Source organism: Phaeobacter sp. S60 (assembly GCF_000826845.1).
GTDB lineage: Bacteria > Pseudomonadota > Alphaproteobacteria > Rhodobacterales > Rhodobacteraceae > Phaeobacter > Phaeobacter piscinae.
This window is the reverse complement of sequence record NZ_JSWJ01000003.1, coordinates 154,729-172,735: the sequence shown is the minus strand read 5'-3', so window position 1 is coordinate 172,735 and position 18,007 is coordinate 154,729. Positions and strand designations below refer to the sequence as shown.

Genomic DNA, 18,007 nt, shown 5'->3' with positions numbered 1-18,007 from the left:
AAGTCACGCCGCAGTGACAAGCCCGGCCAATGCGCGGAACACTGCCGCCCCATCGGTGCCGCCATGACCCGCATCTGCCGCCCGTTCGGGGTGTGGCATCATGCCCAAAACCCGACGATTTTCCGACAGAATGCCTGCGATATCCGCAACCGACCCGTTGGGGTTGTCGACATAGCGGAACGCGACGCGATCCTGATCCTGCAGCGCTGCCACGGTCTCGGCATCAGCGTAGTAGTTGCCGTCGTGATGCGCGATCGGAACACCGATCACATCGCCCGCCGTATAAGCTTCGGTAAAGACGCTATCGGCGGTGGCCACTTGCAGATCCACGGTGCGGCAGATGTATTTCAGACCGGCGTTGCGCAGCAGCGCCCCCGGCAGAACACCGGTTTCGGTCAAGATCTGAAAGCCGTTGCACACACCGATGGCATAGCCGCCACGGTTGGCATGATCGACAACCGCCTGACAGATCGGTGACTGTGCTGCAATGGCCCCGCAGCGCAGGTAATCGCCATAGGAAAACCCACCCGGCACGCCAACGATATCGATGCCCTCAGGCAACGTGCTGTCCTTGTGCCAGACCATGGAAACCTCACAGCCCGCTTGCTCAAACGCCACCGCCAGATCGCGGTCGCAGTTGGAGCCGGGGAAGACTACAACAGCCGCCTTCATCCCTGCATCTCGATGCTGTAGGATTCGATGACAGTGTTGGCCAGCAGCTTCTCGCACATCGCGGTGACATCGGCCTCGGTGGCGTCATCGGCCAGATCGAGGTCGATCACCTTGCCCTGACGCACGCCGTCCACCTTGTCAAAGCCCATGGCGCCAAGCGCGTGGCGCACAGCCTCGCCCTGCGGATCCAGAACCCCGTTTTTCAGCATTACATGCACGCGTGCCTTCATCGCATTTTCCCTCAGGTTTCGATGGCAAAGCCCGGATTAGGGGCCTCTTCGTTAGATAGTCAAAATCCCGCCCCTTTTGTCAGGACGGGATCTGTGGATCGGATCAGTTCACCAGCGTCGGCTTGCCGCCTGCAGGCGGGTTGTTCGGCATCACGCCCAGACGCCGCGCCACCTCGGTGTAGGCGTCGGTCAGGTTGCCAAGGTCGCGGCGGAACACATCCTTGTCGAGTTTTTGACCGGTTTTCAGATCCCAAAGGCGGCAGCTGTCTGGGCTGATCTCATCTGCAACCACCAGACGCTGGAAATCGCCGTCATAGATGCGGCCGATTTCGATCTTGAAGTCCACCAGCTTGATCCCAACCGCCAGCATCACGCCGGACAGGAAATCATTGACCCGCAGTGCGAGACTCAGGATATCGTCCATGTCCTGCTGGCTGGCCCAGCCAAAGGCCGCGATATGCTCTTCGGTGACCAGCGGATCACCGAGGCCATCATCCTTGTAGCAGTATTCCACGATCGGGCGCGGCAGTTGGGTGCCCTCATCAATGCCAAGGCGTTTAGAGATCGACCCGGCAGCATAATTGCGCACAATCACTTCCAGCGGAATGATTTCACAGCTGCGGACCAGCTGCTCGCGCATGTTGAGCCGTTTCAGGAAATGGGTCGGCACGCCGATCTGGCCCAGACCTTGCATGAAAAACTCGCTCAGCAGGTTGTTGAGTACACCCTTGCCTTCGATCACGTCGCGCTTTTCAGCATTGAAAGCGGTGGCGTCGTCCTTGAAGTACTGAACGATGGTGCCCGGTTCGGGCCCTTCATAAAGTGTCTTCGCCTTGCCTTCGTAGATCTTCTTGCGACGTGCCATGCGGAGCCTTTCGGGAAAAAAGCGGGAATCTCATGCCCGGGAACTGCCGCCCTCATAAGGCAAGGGGGGCGCTGCCGCAAGCTTGGTCCCTGCCCGCCGCCCCTTGGCTGGGTCGGCGCCTGTGCTAAGCTGGAAATGCCAAGGTAAAACCAAGGTCAGTGCCCAAGCCGTGTCCAAGGTCGGGCCGATACGCAGCGAATGTCTGTTTCGCGCGGATCCCGACCGCAGCCAAAGCGATCACAGCGACCAGCCAGCGAACCCGCGCTTGGCACTTGTGGGGGCGGCTTTGCACCCACATATCATATTGAGAAATAACCATTGTCACACCAAAGGAGGCCCCATGACCACATTCGACGACCGCGAACAGGCGTTTGAGGCAAAATATGCCCATGATGAGGAAATGCAATTTAAGGCGCAGGCGCGCTGTAACAAGCTGCTGGGGCTTTGGGCGGCAGGCCTGATGGGAAAAACCGGTGCCGATGCCGAGGCTTATGCGCTGGAGGTCATCAAGTCCGATTTCGAGGAAGCCGGGTTCGAAGATGTGCTGCGCAAGGTCAGCAGCGATCTGCAAGGGCGTGCCAGCGCGGAGGACGTGCGGGAGCAGCGAGCCGCCTTGCTGCCAGAAGCCAAGGCGCAGGTCCTGAACGACAACAGCTGAGTTACGACTGATTTTGCGGCCTCTTCACGGGACGGCTGCTGAGACGTTGCGGCCATTAACCCTGTGACAATGCCTCCAGCGTAGGATCCGCAGACGGCGACACGCTGTTTGCAACAAGGATCCGAATGCTCAGACGCCTGACCAATGCCGCCCGCGCTCTGACGCGGACCGCCGTGCGCGGCGCACGTCTGTTGCTGCCAGTTGCGGCGATGATCGGCTGTCTGATGCTGTTGCAGGCCCATGTTGCATTGCCTGATCTGCCACAGCTGCGCAGTATTCTGGGCGACCTAGCTGGCTGGCAATGGGCTGGTGCCCTGCTTGCCACGGGGATCAGTTTTTGGGCGCTGGGGCGCTATGACAGTGTCGCGCATCGCCATCTTGGAACCGGGCTGGACGGGCCTCAGGCGCGCCGCGCTGGCATGATCGCCATCGCAATTTCCCAGACCCTGGGATTTGGACTGGTCACCGGTGCCTTTGCACGCTGGCGCATGCTGAAGGGACTGCGCCCGCTGCGTGCGGCGCAGCTCACCGGTATGGTTGCGATTACGTTTCTCATTGCCCTGGCCGGAATCTGTGGCGCAGCCTTGCTGCTGAGCCCGCCGCCTGTCTCCAGCCTTTGGCTGGGCTTTACCATCCTTCTGGCGACATGTGCGATGATCGCCGCCATGGTGGCTGTGCCGGTGGTGCGTATCGGTCGGATGACCCTGCGCTGGCCCTCGCTGACGGCTATTGCCGCGCTGGGATTCTGGGCGATGATTGATGTGATCGCCGCCGGCAGCGCCCTGTGGCTATTGCTGCCCGCGGGTGTTGACCTGCCGCTTGCGGCGCTGCTGCCTGCCTATTTCCTGGCACTCGGCGTGGCGATACTCTCCTCTGCTCCCGGCGGTGCTGGTGCGTTTGAGCTGGCGCTCTGTGCAATGCTGCCGACACATGCCACGGCGGAAATCATTGCCGCGATCCTTGCCTTTCGGCTGGTTTATTACCTTCTTCCGGCGGTGCTGGCCGGTCTCTGCCTGTGTTGGCCCGCACTGACACTTCTGGCGTCGAACATCGCAGAAACCACCCTGCCCGCGGACGATCCGCAGGCACTGAGTGGCAGTGCCATGCGACCAGCCTCACATCTGCCACAGAACCGGCCCATCGCGGAGGCCGCCGTGATCCGGCAAAACGGTGGGCATATCCATGCATTTGGCCTCAATCAAGTGGCGCTGGTGGACAGTCCGCAGGCCTCAATCGCGCTTTTTGGCGCGGTGAGCGGTCATTTGGCGGAGGTGCTGCCAGGGCTGCGTCAGCATGCCAAGCTCCGCAACGCTGTGGCTTGCCTATATAAATGCACCGCCCGGGATGCAGCCATGTGCCGGCGTGCCCAGTGGCGGGTGCTGCGGATCGCACAGGAGGCGGTGCTACTGCCTGAAAAATTCAGCGAGAGCGGCTCCAGCCGCCGACAGCTGCGCCGCAAACTGCGGCAGGCCGAAAAAGCTGAGGTCCGTGTCCTGCCCGCAGCGCCGGAACTGCCAATTGAACAGATGGCTCAGATTGATGCGGCCTGGCAGGCCGCGCATGGCGGTGCCAACGGCACCACGATGGGCCGGTTTCAGGCGGAATATCTGGCGCAGCAGCAGGTGTTCATCGCCTGGCATCGGGAGCGCATGGTCGGATTTGTCAGCTTCCATGCCATCGCCCGTGAATGGTGCCTGGATCTGGTGCGCTTGCTGCCGGACGCCCCGGATGGCACTGGCCATGCTCTGATCCGCGCCGCGATCGTCGAAGCCGCCGAACTTCAGATCCCGCGCCTGTCGCTGGCGGCGGTGCCCGATCATCGCCTCGCCCAACGCCTGGACCCTGGCCTGCGCCGCTTCAAGACATGCTTTGCACCACGGTGGGAGGACCGGTATGTCGCCGCGCCCTCCGTGCTGCATTTGGCCATCGCCTTGGGCGAGCTGTTGCGGCTGGTGCATCACCCGGTACCGTTGCCTCGTTGGTCAGAACCAGCCGACGAAGGCACCACCAGCTCCAGCAGCCTATCCGAAACGCTCGCGGATCCAGCCAGCGCCACCGAAGAGAGCCTGTGGTGGACATTTGAACGGCGCGCCGCAGCGGCACGTAACCGGCGCAGCTCCGCCGCAGATCAGGGCCTGGACGACTGCGATGACAACCGATCCCAGCGCCGCGGTGATCTGCCTCATAATGAAGATGAAGAAAATGAAATTGCCCTCACCCGCCGCGCATGACAGACCGGGCCACTACTGAACGCTGATCCGCCCCGCCATAACAGGCAGGTCTCAGCGCAAACACCGACATCACCCCCACAGGAACATCCCATGACCAATACATTCACCACCCTGCTGGAGACCAAGGACGCCCTGCTTGCAGATGGGGCCACCGGCACCAACCTGTTCAACATGGGCCTGCAGTCCGGTGATGCGCCGGAACTTTGGAATGTGGATGAACCAGAGAAAATTACCGCGCTCTACCAGGGGTCGGTTGATGCGGGCAGCGATCTGTTCCTGACCAATACTTTTGGCGGGACGGCTGCGCGGCTGAAGCTGCACGATGCCCACCGCCGGGTGCGTGAGTTGAACGTCGCAGGGGCCGAGTTGGGCCGCAATGTCGCGGATCGCTCTGAGCGCAAGATCGCAGTGGCTGGCTCCGTTGGCCCGACCGGTGAAATCATGCAACCCGTGGGGGAGCTGAGTCACGCGCTGGCGGTCGAGATGTTCCATGAGCAGGCCGAAGCGCTGAAAGAGGGCGGCGTTGATGTTTTGTGGCTGGAGACGATCTCTGCCCCGGAAGAATACCGCGCCGCCGCCGAAGCGTTCAAACTGGCAGATATGCCCTGGTGTGGCACCATGAGTTTTGACACTGCCGGGCGCACCATGATGGGGGTCACCTCTGCCGATATGGCCCAGCTGGTTGAGGAGTTTGACCCCGCGCCCCTGGCCTTTGGCGCCAATTGCGGCACCGGGGCGTCCGACATTCTGCGCACTGTCCTTGGGTTCGCGGCACAGGGGACAACCCGCCCGATCATTTCCAAAGGCAATGCCGGGATCCCGAAATATGTCGATGGCCATATCCACTATGACGGCACGCCAGCCCTGATGGGGGAATATGCAGCCATGGCACGGGATTGCGGCGCCAAGATCATTGGCGGCTGCTGTGGCACCATGCCGGATCACCTGCGCGCCATGCGCGAGGCGCTGGACACCCGGCCCCGTGGCGAACAGCCAACACTGGAGCGGATTGTTGAGGTTCTGGGCCCGTTCACCTCCGACAGTGACGGCACCGGTGAGGACACCGCCCCTGAACGCCGCAGCCGTCGCGGTCGCCGTCGCGGCTGATTGGGCATGCATAACAGGACCGAAGCGATGTGATCGTCGCTTCGGCCATCGTTTCGCGGGATTCCAGTATCGCGTCTTAGAACAGCGCGAGCTGGTCGCCGGCCTGAGCAGGTTTTGCGAAGAGATCACAACGCAAATCAGGTGATTTCTGAAGCAACCCCAGCCGCTTGCACGCTGTCTTGAACCGATTGGCGATAACCTCGGCATAGGGTCCCTCACCGCGCATACGGTGCCCCCAGCGTGGATCGTAATCCCGCCCACCGTGCATTTCGCGCAGCCGGGCCATCACCTTCTCGGCGCGCAGCGGCACATGTTCGGCAAGCCATTCCTGCCACAGCTCCGACACCTCACGTGGCAGTCGCAACATGATCCAGCTGGCGGCGTCCGCGCCTGCCTCTGCTCCCGCGGCCAACAGCGCCTCCAGCTCATGATCTGTCAATCCAGGCACAATGGGCGAGGTCATGATCCGCACCGGGACACCCGCATCAGACAGGCGGCGAATGGTAGCAAGCCGTCGCGCCGGTGATGGCGCGCGCGGCTCCATCCGGCGTGACAGATCCGCATCCAGCGTGGTGACTGAGATCCCGACCCGCACCAGCCCCCGCGTCGCCATGGCCGAAAGGATATCCAGATCCCGCTCAATCAGGGTGCCCTTGGTGACGATGGCGACCGGGTGCGAGAAAGCCTCCAGCACCTCAAGACAGGCGCGCGTCAGCCCCAGATCCCGTTCGCAAGGCTGATAGGGGTCAGTATTGGTGCCAATGGCGATCGGTGCCACCCGGTAGCGCGGCTGCGACAGCTCACGGCGCAGCACCTCAGCAGCATTGGAGCGCGCGATCAGCCGGGTTTCAAAATCCAGCCCCGGTGACAGACCCAGATAGGCATGGCTGGGCCGGGCGAAACAATAAATGCAGCCATGTTCGCAGCCACGGTAGGTATTGATGGAGCGGTCAAACGGCAGATCAGGCGACTTATTGCAGGAAATCAGTGACCGGGCCACCTCATGGCGAATGTCGGTTTCTATCCGGGGGAGGCCCACGTCCTCCTGATCCGGCACCGAATCCCGCAGGTCGCCCCAGCCGTCGTCGATGGCATCGCGTGTCATATCAAACCGCCCTGCCGCATTGCTGAGGCTGGCGCGGGCTTTGCGACGTTGTGGCGGGGGCGGCAAAATCTCAGTCATGGCTCATTCTGCCGCAAGCGCAGGAACAAATAAAGAACAAACGCAAGAATCCGAAGATTTCCATGCGAAATCTTCATTATTATTCCGCTATTTTTGCCCCTATAGGTCGGTTCGGACCAAGGCAATGTCGCAAACATTGCAGTCTCGTAGGGGCAATCTGGACCAATACGAATAAAACAAGGCCAAACCGGGGTCACCCCGCCCAGTCAAGGAATACACCCATGTCGGAAGACGCAGATGACATCATCCTGGCAGACCTCAATGATGAGGATCTCGTACAGCAGATGTTCGATGACCTCTATGACGGCCTCAAGGAAGAGATCGAAGAGAGCGTAAACATCCTGCTGGAACGTGGTTGGGCGCCTTACAAGATCCTGACCGAAGCACTGGTGGGCGGCATGACCATCGTGGGTGCGGATTTCCGCGACGGCATCCTGTTTGTCCCTGAGGTGCTGCTGGCGGCCAACGCGATGAAGGGTGGCATGTCCATCCTGAAGCCGCTGCTGGCTGAAACCGGCGCACCGCGCATGGGCTCCATGGTCATCGGCACCGTAAAAGGTGACATCCACGACATCGGCAAGAACCTTGTCTCCATGATGATGGAAGGCGCTGGTTTTGAGGTTGTCGACATTGGCATCAACAACCCCGTGGAGAACTATCTGGAAGCTCTGGAAGAGCATCAGCCGGATATCCTCGGCATGTCAGCGCTGCTGACAACCACGATGCCCTATATGAAGGTCGTGATCGACACGATGGTCGAGCAGGGCAAACGCGATGATTACATCGTTCTGGTTGGCGGCGCGCCGCTGAACGAGGAATTTGGCAAGGCAATCGGTGCCGACGGCTATTGCCGTGACGCCGCTGTTGCGGTGGAAATGGCCAAGGACTTCGTTGCGCGCAAGCACAACCAGATGAGCGCCTGATTTGGCACGCAAAGGACGCGCCGCCCGCCTGACTGAGCGGGCGGCGTTCCAACCGCCCACGGGGCGCACGCTTGAGGAAACGTCCCTCACCGAACGGGGTCTGGCTGCCCCGGAGAAAAAGACCGGCCGTATCCTGTTGATTGCCTGTGGCGCTTTGGCCCGTGAGATCCTGGCGATCAAGGACATCAATGGACTGGATCATATTGATCTGACCTGCCTGCCCGCCAAGCTGCATCTCTACCCTGAACAGATCACCGAAGCGGTTGAAGGTGCCGTGGCCAAACATTCGGCAACCTATGACACCATCCATGTGGTTTATGCGGACTGCGGGACCGGTGGCATCTTGGAGCGCAAATGCGCCGAACTGGGGGTTGAGATGATCGCAGGGCCGCATTGCTATTCGTTTTTTGAAGGCAACGAAACCTTCGCCCGCCATGCGGACGAGGGTGAAATCACCGCCTTCTATCTGACGGATTTCTTGGTGAAACAGTTCGATGCCTTTGTCTGGCGTCCGATGGGGCTGGATAAGCACCCGGAGCTGCGCGACATGGTGTTCGGGAACTACACCAAACTGGTCTACCAGTCCCAGATCGACGACCCTGCCCTGCTGGCCAAGGCACGAGACTGCGCCGACCGAATGGGTCTGGCGTTTGAGCATCGCCACACTGGCTATGGCGATCTGCAGAGCGCCATGATGCGCTGGGGCGGCGGCGCAGGGGACTGATCCCCGCGCGCGACCTGTCATTCATCGAGCTCAGGCGTCTTCCAACGCGTTCAACGTGCTGAGCGCCTGTACTTCAAATGCGGCTATCGCTTCCCCGTCCAGACGGTGACCCACACGGTCCACCCAGGATTTGATGATCGCACTGTCGGGCATCAGATGCGGCGCCCATTGGAAGGGTGACGCCAATAGGACATCCGCGACGCTGAGCGATGCGCCGAGCAGAAAATCCCCCTCACTCAGCGCGGTTTCTAGCGCTGCGCAGAGCTCGCTCATCCCACGGTATGCCACGGCAAGGGCCGGATGCTCCAATCCTGAAAACGCGGCCACCAGAACCGGATCCAAAACCCCACCTGAATAGGCCATCCAGCTGAGGTAGGCACCGCGGTGCGGGGACCCAATCGCAGGGCTCAGCAGTTGGCCGAACAGCTCATCCAGATACATCATGATCGCGGCACTTTCGCGGATGCCCTGCCCCTCATCGGTGACCAGATATGGCACCTTCCCCTCGGGGTGGGGGTTGCGTGGATCGGCACCGCCGCTGCCATCATGGCGCTGCACGTCGACGATCACGATATCAACATCGTCCAGTTTGCCCATCAGCATCAGCTGGGCAATGACGCGAGAGGAGCGGCTATTGGGAGAGTGATAAAGGGTTGGCATAACAATGACCTTTTTGCTTTTGGAGTTGCTGATGAGGAGGATATGCCGCTACCCTCCTGCCAATTCCTGTCAGGATGTTGCGGGTATAAATCCTCATGCCAAAAACAGATCGTCTGTTCCGCCTGCTCCACCTCATTCGAGGATTGCGCCCGCCTGTGACCGCCGCGCGGCTTGCCACGGCGATGGAGGTTTCAGAGCGGACTATCTACCGCGACATTGACAGTCTGCGTGCTGCCGGTGCGCGGATCGAGGGGGAGGCAGGTCTGGGCTATACAATGATCGAAGACCCGGCCCTGCCACCGCAGACCTTCACCCAGATTGAGCTGGAAGCCCTGACGCTGGGGCTGGCGGATGTGAACCAGCGCGGCGATGCCGATCTGGCGCAGGCCGCCAATGATGCGCTGGTGAAGATCCTCGCCACGCTACCGGAACGTCAGCAAAGGCAGGCCATGCATGCTGTCAATCTGGTCCATCGCTTCTACACGCCTGCCACACCCACCATCGACATGACCCTGCTGCGCGAGGCGATGTGGGCAGAGGAGGCTCTGGACATCGGCTACCGTGACCTGAAGGACTCCCGGACGGAGCGCCGTATATTCCCGCTGGCGCTGTCATACCACGACCGCAGCGTGATGCTGCTGGCCTGGTGCTGTAAACGGGAAGATTTCCGCAGTTTTCATGTTACGCGGATCGACGGGTACCGCAACACCGGCGAGAGTTTTCGCCCGCGCCGCGTGGCCCTGCTGCGCGCCTTCATCGGGCACCTGCATTCCAGAGACCGAGGCGCCGAGGTGGCGTCGGTCTGAGATCACATCAGGTCACTCAGCCGCCGCTGCTGCGGTCTCGCGAATGCGTTGTACCATCGCGGTCAACCCGTTGGAGCGCTGCGCAGACAGGTGATCATTGAGGCCCAGCCGCGCCAGCTCTCCCCGCGCGTCCACTGCCAGCACCTCAGCCACTGTCAGACCATTGTAAAGTGCGCGCAGAACCGCGATCAGACCCCGCACGATCATCGCGTCACTCTCCCCGTCGAAGTGGAAGACGCCATTCTCGATAGTGGGATGTAGCCAGACCTGACTGGCGCAGCCATCCACCTTCGTGGCAGGCACCTTTAGGGCATCCTCCAGCGGGTCCATCGCCTTGCCCTGCTCGATGACATGGCGGTAGCGATCTTCCCAATCTTCGAGAAACGCGAAATCCTCGACGATCTCTTCAAAGGCGGCACTGGCCATGACGGTTTTTCCTCATTTGGTTTCTGCCCGGCGTCACAGCTGGACCTAAGCCGCAAACAATGGCTTTTCAACTGCTTTTCAAGTGGCTTGCAATCGGGTAACCACATGCGAGGACTTATCGAACGGGTGGACCATCATGCAAAGATCTCTCGCACTCCTTCTGGTGGGGGCCGTGGCGCTGTCTGGCTGCGGGTTTCGCGACTCGCGGGTGAACCCGTTGAACTGGTTTGGCGGCTCCGATGAGGTTGAGGTGGTCGAGACCAGCGGCGAGCCGGTTAACCCGCTGATCCCGGTTCAGAACCGGGTCAGCGTCTTTGCCCGCCCCGATGCGGTCGACGAAACCGTGCTGGTACAGAGCGTCACCGACATGCGAGTCGAGCGTACGCCAACGGGCGCCATTGTCTACGCCACCGGCATTGCCGCACGTCAGGGCGCCTATGGGGTCGAGCTGCGTCTGGATGAGGCCGACCGCGACGCCCGCACCCGTGATGCAACGCTCGATTTCACCTTCCGCGCCATTTACCCTGACACCCGCACCGCCCTCGGCAGTGAGCGGACCCGGACCCTGCGCGCAGCCGTGAGCCTTAGCCAGCAGCAGCTGGCCAGCGTGCGCAGCATTCGCGTTGTTGCCGCCCAAAACGCCCGCGAAAGCCGCCGCTGATCGGCGCCGGACAATGCCGCTGGTAGAATAGAAAAAGGCGCCGGATCTGGCGCCTTTTGTCATTTGTGCAGCATTTATGCAGACCTGCAATCGGTCAGAGCGTGACGACCTTCACGTCCTGCCCCTTTGCCGCCAGGGCGATTTCACCGTTGCACAGACGCAGCGCATCGGCGCCGAAGACCTCAAGACGCCAGCCTTTGAGCGCGGGAACATTCCGCTGACCGGCAGCAATCGCGTCCAGATCCGAACTGGGCGCGATCAGTTTCGCAGCGACGCCGGAGGCTTCGGTCTTGGCCTTCAACAGCACCCGCAGCAAATCGGCCAGCGCCGGGTTCACCTGCAGTTTTTCACGGCTGCGATCGGGTTGCGGCTGCGATCCTGCCGGGCACTCCACACCCTTGGCCACGGCCTGAAGGATCCCTTCGGCGATGGCCCCTTTGCGCGCTTCGCGCAGCAGCAGCCGCGAATTTCCAAGATCCGAGGCGTTCTTGGGCTTGGTCGAGGCCAGTTCAACCAGCGCGTCATCCTTGAACACCCGGTTGCGTGGCACATTGTTGGTCTTGGCGTAGGTTTCGCGGAACGCCGCCAATTCGCGCACAACGGCCAGAAACTTGCCGGAGTTGGTGCGGGTTTTCACCCGCCGCCAGGCCTCCTGAGGGTCGACATCATAGGTTGCCGGATCGGTGAGCACCTGCAATTCTTCCTCGACCCAACGGGCGCGACCGGTGCGTTTCAGCTCAGCGGCAAGATATTCATAGATCTGGCGCAGATGGGTCACATCCGCCAGCGCATAGGTTTTCTGCGCGTCGCTCAGGGGGCGGCGGGACCAGTCGGTGAAGCGCGACGTCTTGTCCAACCCCTGTTTGACGATTTTGCGCACCAAGGTTTCATAGCCGACCTGCTCGCCAAAGCCGCAGACCATGGCCGCAACCTGTGTGTCAAACAGCGGCTTTGGGAAGACCTGTGCATCAACCCAGAAGATTTCCAGATCCTGCCGCGCAGCATGAAAGACCTTCACTACGGTCTCATTGCGAAACAGATCATATAGGGGTTCCAGCGATAGCCCGTCCGCAAGCGGATCCACCAGCACGGCGTTTTCATTCCCGGGGCCTGGATAGGCCAGCTGCACCAGACAGAGTTTGGAATAATATGTCCGTTCTCGCAGAAACTCGGTATCCACCGTGACATAATCATGCTGCGCTGCAGCTTCGCAAAAGGCCTGCAGGTCTTCGGTAGAGGTCAGAGTTTTCATCAATTACGGCTTTTTGGTTATCTGAATTGTTGCGCTGTGATACGCGCTTGTCCCGCTTATTGCAAACATGTGCGGGCGGTGTCAGAGGAAATCAGCTGCGGCGTGATCCTCAGGGCGCAATGCCGTCGCGAATAATCAACATTTGTGATTTATATTAGATCAAACATTCATTTTGGGAATACTTAAAGCCAGCCTAGGTTGGTGTCATATCTTGATAGGAGACATTGACATGACCATGCTCGATCTCAGCCCGACATTCGGCACGTCCGCCGCAGGACGCGGCGCACTTGCAGCCATTCTGGCCGCCGCCGCCCTGATCGTTGTCCTCGGCGTGCCTGCCCTGATGGCCCCCGGAGCACAGGCGCCGCTGACGGAGTGGCATGGCAATAGCGCCAGCCCAGGCAGCATCCGTTAGAGACCACAACCTCTGGCCGATTTCTTTGGGGGGGGGAGGCAGAAATGTGGCAGCGACATCCGCGGCTGCCCTTAGGACAGATAGACCGGAGTCTTATCACCCGCCGCATAGCGGCGCAGCACGGCGGGATAGAGTTTATGCTCCTCCACCAACACCTTAGCTGCGAGCGTCTCGGGTGTATCTGCGGCATCGACGTCGACCCGCGCCTGCCCGAGAATTGGCCCGTCATCAAGCACGGCCGTCACCTCGTGCACGGTGCAGCCATGCTGGTGGTCGCCGGCCTCCAATGCCCGCGCGTGCGTGTTGAGACCGGTATATTTCGGCAGCAATGAGGGGTGGATGTTCAGCATCCGCCCCTGAAACTGCGACACAAACCCATCCGTCAGAACCCGCATGAATCCGGCGAGGCAGACGATATCTGCGCCCGACTCAAGGATCGGCTTGACCAGTTCAGCCTCAAAAGCCGCGCGATCCTTGCCATAGGGTTTGTGGTCCACCACGGCGGTCGGAATGCCTGCGGCGGCGGCCTTTGTCAGGCCACCTGCGCTGGCAATGTTTGACAACACCAGACAGGGTCGCGCCGGATGATCGCCCGTCATGCTGTCGACCAGCGACACCATATTGGAACCGCCGCCCGAAATCAGGATCGCGACGCGCTTGTGGCTCACAGCAGCTTGCCCGCGTAGCGCATCCCCGCACCCGCAGTCACAGTGCCCAGACGGGAGACTGTTTCGCCTTCCTCTTCCAGCACCTTGACCAGGTCCTCCGCGCGGTCCGCAGAGACGGATAGGATCATGCCGATGCCGCAGTTGAAGGTCTTCAGCATTTCCGCCTCAGCGATACCGCCGGTTTCTGCCATCCATTTGAAGACGGGCGGCAGCTCCCATGCGCTCAGGTCAATATCTGCGCCAAGATCCTCGGGCAGAACCCGCGGCAGGTTCTCGGTCAGACCGCCGCCAGTGATATGGGCCAGCGCATGCACGCCCCCAGCCCGCACGGCTGCAAGACATTGTTTGACATAAAGACGGGTTGGCGTCAGCAGAGCCTCCCCCAGGGTGCCCGCGCCGAACGGGCAATCTGCGTCCCACCCAAGGCCGGAGACCTCTACCAGTTTGCGCACCAGGGAATAGCCGTTGGAGTGCACGCCATCAGAGGCGAGGCCCAGCAGCACGTCCCCGTCCTGCACATCTGCAGGCAGCGCGGTGCCACGCTCCATCGCGCCCACAGCAAAGCCCGCGAGGTCGAAATCCCCCTTGGGGTACATTCCCGGCATCTCAGCCGTCTCGCCGCCGATGAGGGCGCAGCCAGAGCGCACACAGCCCTCGGCAATGCCTTCGATGATACGGGCGGCGGTTTCGGTTTCCAGTTTGCCAGTGGCGAAATAGTCGAGGAAGAACAGCGGCTCGGCCCCCTGACAGACCAGATCGTTGACGCACATCGCAACCAGATCGATGCCCACGCCGTCCACGACGCCGGTGTCGATGGCAATGCGCAGCTTGGTGCCAACGCCATCGGTGGCCCCCACCAGGATGGGATCGTTGTAGCCTGCGTCCTTCAGATCGAACAGCGCACCGAAGCCTCCAAGGCCACTCATCACACCAGAACGGTTGGTCCGTTTCGCGGCGGGTTTGATGCGGTCCACCAAAGCGTTGCCTGCATCAATATCCACCCCCGCATCCGCGTAGGTCAAACCGTTCTTGCCGCTGGTCATCTCAGTGCTCCTTCAAAGACGTTGCGCAGCCTTTAGCGCAAGGCACGACAGAAAGAAACAAAGGAATCTGCCGCACCCCGGAGACCGGGGTGCGACCGCTGGATCCGGGCGTGTTCAGAGCCCGGAACGCGATGCCTTCAAAGCGAGAACTGCCAGGGGGCCTGATCAAAGCCATAGGCATCGCCATCCCGCTCCACCCGGCCGAGACCGGGAAAATCAAGATGCATGCCGGTGACCAACAGCCCTTCACTTGCAGCACGGTCCAGCATCATGGTGCGGCTCTTCACGGTCTGCTCCGGATCCATGTCAAAGGCCAGTGTCCAGTCGGGGCGGGCAAATTGCAGCGCTGTGCTGTGGATCAGGTCGCCCCAGATCAGCAGCGGAGCCGCGCCGGTCTCAAGCAGGAAACCGCAGTGGCCCGGCGTGTGGCCTGGCAGCGGAACCGAGCGCAGCCCGTGCATGACATCTGCCTCGCCCTCGAACATTTTCAGGCGATCCTGATAGGGCGCAACGGCCGCCCGTGCGATATCAAAGAAGCCGCGCGCATCCTGCGGGACCCCCGCATAGACCGCGTCATCATGCCAGAAGTCATACTCGCCCTGCCCCACGACGATTTCAGCATTGGGGAACCGCGCGGTGCCGTCGCCCTTCAGCAGGCCGCCTATGTGATCCGGGTGCAGGTGGGTGACGACTACGCTGGTGATCTCTTCCGGTGTGCGGCCAGCCGCACGCAGGGCGGCATCCAGCCCGCCCAGGATCGGCCCGAAGAGGTCGGCGGTGCCTGCATCAATCAGGGTCACGGCCTCCCCCTGCTCCACCAGATAGCCATTCACCGGCAGTGACATCTGATCGTCCTTGATGCGATAGAATGTGCCGTCCAGAACTGCGTCAGCCTCGGCCTGATCAAACCCGTTGATCTGGTTGGTGTTCAGCAGGAAATGCCCGTCTAGCAGCGCGGTCACCCGGGCCGAGCCGATCTGAAAACTGTGATAGGCCACCGGCAGGTCCGGCGTCGCACTTTCAGCCGCGCTGTGGCTCGCGGCGCGCAGCAGCGAAGGACTGGCGAGGGTCGCCACCGGGGCAGCGGCAAGGCCACCAAGAAGATGTCTGCGAGAAAGGGTCATAAGAAACTCCGGTATCTAGGTCAGCAAATCTAACGTGATACAGAACCTAGCGCGCGAAAGCCTCTGGCAACAGGCGCCCGCGCGCGATATGAGGTATCAGCCGTGCTTATAAGGATCTCGACATGGACCGTCTGACGCTTCTGGAGACCTTTGCCGTTGCGCTGGACGAAGGCAGCATCAACCGCGCTGCACAGCGCCGGGGTCTGACCCAATCCGCCGCCAGCCAGCAGATCAAATCGCTTGAAACGCTGCTGGGGCACGCGCTGATGCTGCGCACGCCGCGCGGCGTGCGGGCCACCCGCGCTGGGGAATTGGTCTATGCCCATGCGCAAAACCTGCTGGGCGGCTATGACCGCCTAACGGCTGAGCTGGACGCCCAGAGCGATCAGGTCTCGGGACGGTTCAAGGTCAGCACAAGCCGCTTTATGGCGCAGGCTGTGCTGGGGCCGATGCTGATGGATCTCGACACGCCCTATCCTGATCTCAATATCGTGATGCGGATTGAGGACCGTCTGGTCGATGTGGTGCGCGAGAACTACGATCTTGCCATCCGCACCGGATCGCTTGGCGATACGGATGGTGTTGGGCGCAAGATCGCGGACCTGGAAACGGTGCTGTTTGCGACACCGGCTTATCTTGATCGTGTCGGTCGCCCCAGCTGCCCGCAGGACATGCAGCGGCTGAAGTATATTCAGCACCACGAAGACCACACGATGGGTTATTTTCCCCTCACCCGCGACGGGGCTGTGCATCAGGCTCCAATCCGGGTTGGTTTCACCGCCGATGATACGGATCTGATCATGCGCGCGGTCGGCAAGGGCTCCGGCTATACCCGCGCGCCCCGACTGCTGGTCGAAGAGGCGCTGAGCACAGGCGAGTTTGAACAAATCCTGCCCGGCTATACCGCGCCGAACAAGGACATCTTTGCGGTCTACCCCTCGCGCCACGCACTGGATCGGCGGCATGAGGTGGTGATTGACGGCTTTCTCGACCATCTGCGCTGTCGCACTTGTGCACGGACCGGTTCGAACGCGCCTGATCCGACGCGATCACCGCTTGACCTCCTGCCCGCGATTTCCTAACCAACCTGTGGCGGGCCTGTAGCTCAACGGTTAGAGCAGAGCGCTCATAACGCTTTGGTTGCAGGTTCGAATCCTGCCGGGCCTACCATTTTCCGCCATCTTTACCAGACTCTGCGTGTTGCCTATTGCGGCCGTCAAATTTGACGCGCGTCAACTAACGTGACACAGTCCGCCTCCCATCTCCCCGCTCAAGGGACCGGTTTTCAGGCCGCCCGGACGACAAGGACAGCCCGCGATGAGTGATCCCAAAATCAGGAACATGGATGAATTTGCCTCGGTGAGCGGTATTTCACGACCAACGCTGTCCAAGTTCTTCAATGACCCGGACAGCGTGCGCAAATCGACCCGGGAGCGGATTGAGGAGGCGTTGGAGAAATTTGACTACCGGCCAAATCTCTATGCGATGAATCAAAACCGGCGACTGACCAAGACCATCGGCATCGTGGTCCCGAACCTCACCGACCCGTTTTTTGCAAAGATTGCGCGCCACATCGAAGATCACGTCATCGCGGCCGGCTACCGGCCGGTGTTACTGGGATCCAATGGCACCCCGGCGCAGGAGCTGGAGAACCTCAACAACCTGCGTCTGCTGAAACCGGCCGGCACGTTGCTGGCCCCGTTGGGTCGGGTCTCAGAAACGCCACAGATCCGGGAATTCTGCAACGAGGTGCCAACGGTGCTGTTTGATGCCAATCTGGACGACACCGGCGAGGCCTTCATCGGCTCCAACAACCAACAAAGCGTCACCACGATCGTCGATTATCTGTGTCGCACCGGTGACGCCCCGGCCTTCTTTGAGATGAGGACACCAACCAACCCGAATGCCGTCAAACGGCGCAATGCCTATATCTCATCAATGGCTGCGCTGGGACACCAGCCCGAACTGATCCAAGTCGACGGCGATGGCTGGGATTTCGAGGAAATCGGATTTCGCGAGGGTACCCGGTTGCTGTCGGGGCCCCGTCCCGCGACTGATACGATCCTGTGCAGCAACGACCGCCTGGCAATCGGGCTGCTGTCGGCGGCCTATCAGCTTGGCCTGCGGGTCGGCCTTGGGGATGGCTGCGCCCTGCGGGTGGCGGGACACGATGACCACCCGTTTTCCCGCTACACCTGCCCGACCCTGACCACAGTCTCGCAGGATTACACCGCAATTGCCCGCACCAGTGCCGAAACACTTGTGGCCCGAATCGAAGGCAACGCACTGGCTGATTCCCGCCGCGAGATCCTGTTTGACGGGCGGCTGGTGATGCGGGGCTCCGCCTAAATCGCTCGGA

At 61.2% G+C, this 18,007-nt stretch carries 20 protein-coding genes and 1 tRNA gene; 11 read left to right on the top strand and 10 right to left on the bottom strand.

Annotated features, from left to right (window positions below; all coding sequences use genetic code 11):
- Positions 1-3: 3 nt before the first annotated feature.
- The 3 genes from purQ to purC form a co-directional block, all read right to left on the bottom strand.
- On the bottom strand, positions 4-672 hold the full coding sequence (purQ, locus tag OO25_RS02410; RefSeq protein ID WP_040178301.1) for a phosphoribosylformylglycinamidine synthase subunit PurQ: 669 nt from the start codon (positions 670-672) through the stop codon (positions 4-6).
- Entirely contained in the window at positions 669-902 is a 234-nt protein-coding gene (purS, locus tag OO25_RS02405) for a phosphoribosylformylglycinamidine synthase subunit PurS (protein ID WP_014874461.1), read from the bottom strand. Before purS ends, purQ begins: the two co-directional genes overlap by 4 nt.
- 103 nt (positions 903-1,005) lie before the next feature.
- Positions 1,006-1,767, bottom strand: coding sequence for a phosphoribosylaminoimidazolesuccinocarboxamide synthase (purC, locus tag OO25_RS02400; RefSeq protein ID WP_040168803.1), 762 nt, complete (start codon positions 1,765-1,767; stop codon positions 1,006-1,008).
- 340 nt (positions 1,768-2,107) lie between these two features.
- Between purC and OO25_RS02395 the strand changes: the two genes are divergently transcribed.
- From OO25_RS02395 to bmt, 3 genes are all read left to right on the top strand, one after another.
- The gene (locus tag OO25_RS02395; RefSeq protein WP_040178300.1) at positions 2,108-2,425 is read left to right on the top strand and encodes a DUF1476 domain-containing protein; all 318 of its coding nucleotides are present in this window, start codon (positions 2,108-2,110) and stop codon (positions 2,423-2,425) included.
- A gap of 125 nt (positions 2,426-2,550) precedes the next feature.
- On the top strand, positions 2,551-4,656 hold the full coding sequence (locus OO25_RS02390) for a phosphatidylglycerol lysyltransferase domain-containing protein (protein WP_040178298.1): 2,106 nt from the start codon (positions 2,551-2,553) through the stop codon (positions 4,654-4,656).
- A 90-nt stretch (positions 4,657-4,746) separates the two neighbouring features.
- A complete protein-coding gene (bmt, locus tag OO25_RS02385) occupies positions 4,747-5,763 on the top strand; it encodes a betaine--homocysteine S-methyltransferase (RefSeq protein WP_040178296.1) in 1,017 nt (338 codons plus the stop codon).
- Positions 5,764-5,839: 76 nt separating this feature from the next.
- Here bmt and OO25_RS02380 read toward each other — a convergent pair whose 3' ends face one another.
- A complete protein-coding gene (locus OO25_RS02380; RefSeq protein ID WP_040178295.1) occupies positions 5,840-6,946 on the bottom strand; it encodes a PA0069 family radical SAM protein in 1,107 nt (368 codons plus the stop codon).
- A 221-nt stretch (positions 6,947-7,167) separates the two neighbouring features.
- On the opposite strand from OO25_RS02380, the gene OO25_RS02375 reads away from it, so the two are divergent.
- Both OO25_RS02375 and OO25_RS02370 read left to right on the top strand, forming a co-directional pair.
- Complete coding sequence (locus OO25_RS02375; protein ID WP_040168794.1) at positions 7,168-7,869, top strand: B12-binding domain-containing protein; 702 nt, start codon at positions 7,168-7,170, stop codon at positions 7,867-7,869.
- Between the two features lies 1 nt (position 7,870).
- Positions 7,871-8,593 carry a DUF1638 domain-containing protein gene (locus OO25_RS02370; protein WP_040178294.1) on the top strand — a complete coding sequence of 241 codons (723 nt, stop codon included), beginning with the start codon at positions 7,871-7,873 and terminating at the stop codon, positions 8,591-8,593.
- 30 nt (positions 8,594-8,623) lie between these two features.
- Here the strand turns inward: OO25_RS02370 and OO25_RS02365 are convergent, their stop codons facing one another.
- A complete protein-coding gene (locus tag OO25_RS02365; RefSeq protein ID WP_040178293.1) occupies positions 8,624-9,253 on the bottom strand; it encodes a glutathione S-transferase family protein in 630 nt (209 codons plus the stop codon).
- 95 nt (positions 9,254-9,348) lie between these two features.
- Between OO25_RS02365 and OO25_RS02360 the strand changes: the two genes are divergently transcribed.
- Complete coding sequence (locus OO25_RS02360; protein ID WP_040178292.1) at positions 9,349-10,059, top strand: YafY family protein; 711 nt, start codon at positions 9,349-9,351, stop codon at positions 10,057-10,059.
- A gap of 12 nt (positions 10,060-10,071) precedes the next feature.
- Here the strand turns inward: OO25_RS02360 and OO25_RS02355 are convergent, their stop codons facing one another.
- Entirely contained in the window at positions 10,072-10,485 is a 414-nt protein-coding gene (locus OO25_RS02355; protein WP_040178290.1) for a SufE family protein, read from the bottom strand.
- Between the two features lie 136 nt (positions 10,486-10,621).
- On the opposite strand from OO25_RS02355, the gene OO25_RS02350 reads away from it, so the two are divergent.
- Positions 10,622-11,146, top strand: coding sequence for a hypothetical protein (locus OO25_RS02350; RefSeq protein ID WP_040178289.1), 525 nt, complete (start codon positions 10,622-10,624; stop codon positions 11,144-11,146).
- 94 nt (positions 11,147-11,240) lie between these two features.
- On the opposite strand, the gene rnd is transcribed toward OO25_RS02350, so the two are convergent.
- Positions 11,241-12,398 (bottom strand): ribonuclease D, encoded by a 1,158-nt coding sequence (gene rnd, locus OO25_RS02345; protein WP_040178288.1) that lies wholly within the window; start codon positions 12,396-12,398, stop codon positions 11,241-11,243.
- 229 nt (positions 12,399-12,627) lie between these two features.
- Here rnd and OO25_RS02340 point away from each other — a divergent pair, with 229 nt between their 5' ends.
- Complete coding sequence (locus tag OO25_RS02340) at positions 12,628-12,813, top strand: hypothetical protein (RefSeq protein ID WP_040178287.1); 186 nt, start codon at positions 12,628-12,630, stop codon at positions 12,811-12,813.
- 71 nt (positions 12,814-12,884) lie between these two features.
- Here OO25_RS02340 and purN read toward each other — a convergent pair whose 3' ends face one another.
- From purN to OO25_RS02325, 3 genes are all read right to left on the bottom strand, one after another.
- A complete protein-coding gene (gene purN / locus OO25_RS02335) occupies positions 12,885-13,481 on the bottom strand; it encodes a phosphoribosylglycinamide formyltransferase (protein WP_040168776.1) in 597 nt (198 codons plus the stop codon).
- Positions 13,478-14,524 carry a phosphoribosylformylglycinamidine cyclo-ligase gene (purM, locus tag OO25_RS02330; protein WP_040178285.1) on the bottom strand — a complete coding sequence of 349 codons (1,047 nt, stop codon included), beginning with the start codon at positions 14,522-14,524 and terminating at the stop codon, positions 13,478-13,480. The genes purN and purM overlap by 4 nt, the downstream gene beginning before the upstream one ends.
- Before the next feature lie 137 nt (positions 14,525-14,661).
- Complete coding sequence (locus tag OO25_RS02325; RefSeq protein WP_040178284.1) at positions 14,662-15,648, bottom strand: MBL fold metallo-hydrolase; 987 nt, start codon at positions 15,646-15,648, stop codon at positions 14,662-14,664.
- 122 nt (positions 15,649-15,770) lie between these two features.
- On the opposite strand from OO25_RS02325, the gene OO25_RS02320 reads away from it, so the two are divergent.
- From OO25_RS02320 to OO25_RS02310, 3 genes are all read left to right on the top strand, one after another.
- The gene (locus OO25_RS02320) at positions 15,771-16,730 is read left to right on the top strand and encodes a LysR family transcriptional regulator (RefSeq protein ID WP_040178283.1); all 960 of its coding nucleotides are present in this window, start codon (positions 15,771-15,773) and stop codon (positions 16,728-16,730) included.
- Between the two features lie 12 nt (positions 16,731-16,742).
- A tRNA-Ile gene (locus tag OO25_RS02315) sits at positions 16,743-16,818 on the top strand.
- 147 nt (positions 16,819-16,965) lie between these two features.
- Positions 16,966-17,997, top strand: coding sequence for a LacI family DNA-binding transcriptional regulator (locus OO25_RS02310; RefSeq protein WP_040168768.1), 1,032 nt, complete (start codon positions 16,966-16,968; stop codon positions 17,995-17,997).
- The last annotated feature ends 10 nt before the right edge of the window (positions 17,998-18,007 follow it).

Bases quoted from the DNA above. Each gene is read 5' to 3' on its own strand.
- purQ (WP_040178301.1), bottom strand. From the start codon at position 672: ATGAAGGCGGCTGTTGTAGTCTTCCCCGGCTCCAACTGCGACCGCGAT.
- OO25_RS02320 (WP_040178283.1), top strand. From the start codon at position 15,771: ATGGACCGTCTGACGCTTCTGGAGACCTTTGCCGTTGCGCTGGACGAA.
- OO25_RS02395 (WP_040178300.1), top strand. From the start codon at position 2,108: ATGACCACATTCGACGACCGCGAACAGGCGTTTGAGGCAAAATATGCC.
- bmt (WP_040178296.1), top strand. From the start codon at position 4,747: ATGACCAATACATTCACCACCCTGCTGGAGACCAAGGACGCCCTGCTT.
- rnd (WP_040178288.1), bottom strand. From the start codon at position 12,398: ATGAAAACTCTGACCTCTACCGAAGACCTGCAGGCCTTTTGCGAAGCT.
- OO25_RS02350 (WP_040178289.1), top strand. From the start codon at position 10,622: ATGCAAAGATCTCTCGCACTCCTTCTGGTGGGGGCCGTGGCGCTGTCT.
- OO25_RS02340 (WP_040178287.1), top strand. From the start codon at position 12,628: ATGACCATGCTCGATCTCAGCCCGACATTCGGCACGTCCGCCGCAGGA.
- OO25_RS02360 (WP_040178292.1), top strand. From the start codon at position 9,349: ATGCCAAAAACAGATCGTCTGTTCCGCCTGCTCCACCTCATTCGAGGA.
- purC (WP_040168803.1), bottom strand. From the start codon at position 1,767: ATGGCACGTCGCAAGAAGATCTACGAAGGCAAGGCGAAGACACTTTAT.
- OO25_RS02310 (WP_040168768.1), top strand. From the start codon at position 16,966: ATGAGTGATCCCAAAATCAGGAACATGGATGAATTTGCCTCGGTGAGC.
- OO25_RS02365 (WP_040178293.1), bottom strand. From the start codon at position 9,253: ATGCCAACCCTTTATCACTCTCCCAATAGCCGCTCCTCTCGCGTCATT.
- OO25_RS02355 (WP_040178290.1), bottom strand. From the start codon at position 10,485: ATGGCCAGTGCCGCCTTTGAAGAGATCGTCGAGGATTTCGCGTTTCTC.
- OO25_RS02325 (WP_040178284.1), bottom strand. From the start codon at position 15,648: ATGACCCTTTCTCGCAGACATCTTCTTGGTGGCCTTGCCGCTGCCCCG.
- purM (WP_040178285.1), bottom strand. From the start codon at position 14,524: ATGACCAGCGGCAAGAACGGTTTGACCTACGCGGATGCGGGGGTGGAT.
- OO25_RS02380 (WP_040178295.1), bottom strand. From the start codon at position 6,946: ATGACTGAGATTTTGCCGCCCCCGCCACAACGTCGCAAAGCCCGCGCC.
- OO25_RS02390 (WP_040178298.1), top strand. From the start codon at position 2,551: ATGCTCAGACGCCTGACCAATGCCGCCCGCGCTCTGACGCGGACCGCC.
- purS (WP_014874461.1), bottom strand. From the start codon at position 902: ATGAAGGCACGCGTGCATGTAATGCTGAAAAACGGGGTTCTGGATCCG.
- OO25_RS02375 (WP_040168794.1), top strand. From the start codon at position 7,168: ATGTCGGAAGACGCAGATGACATCATCCTGGCAGACCTCAATGATGAG.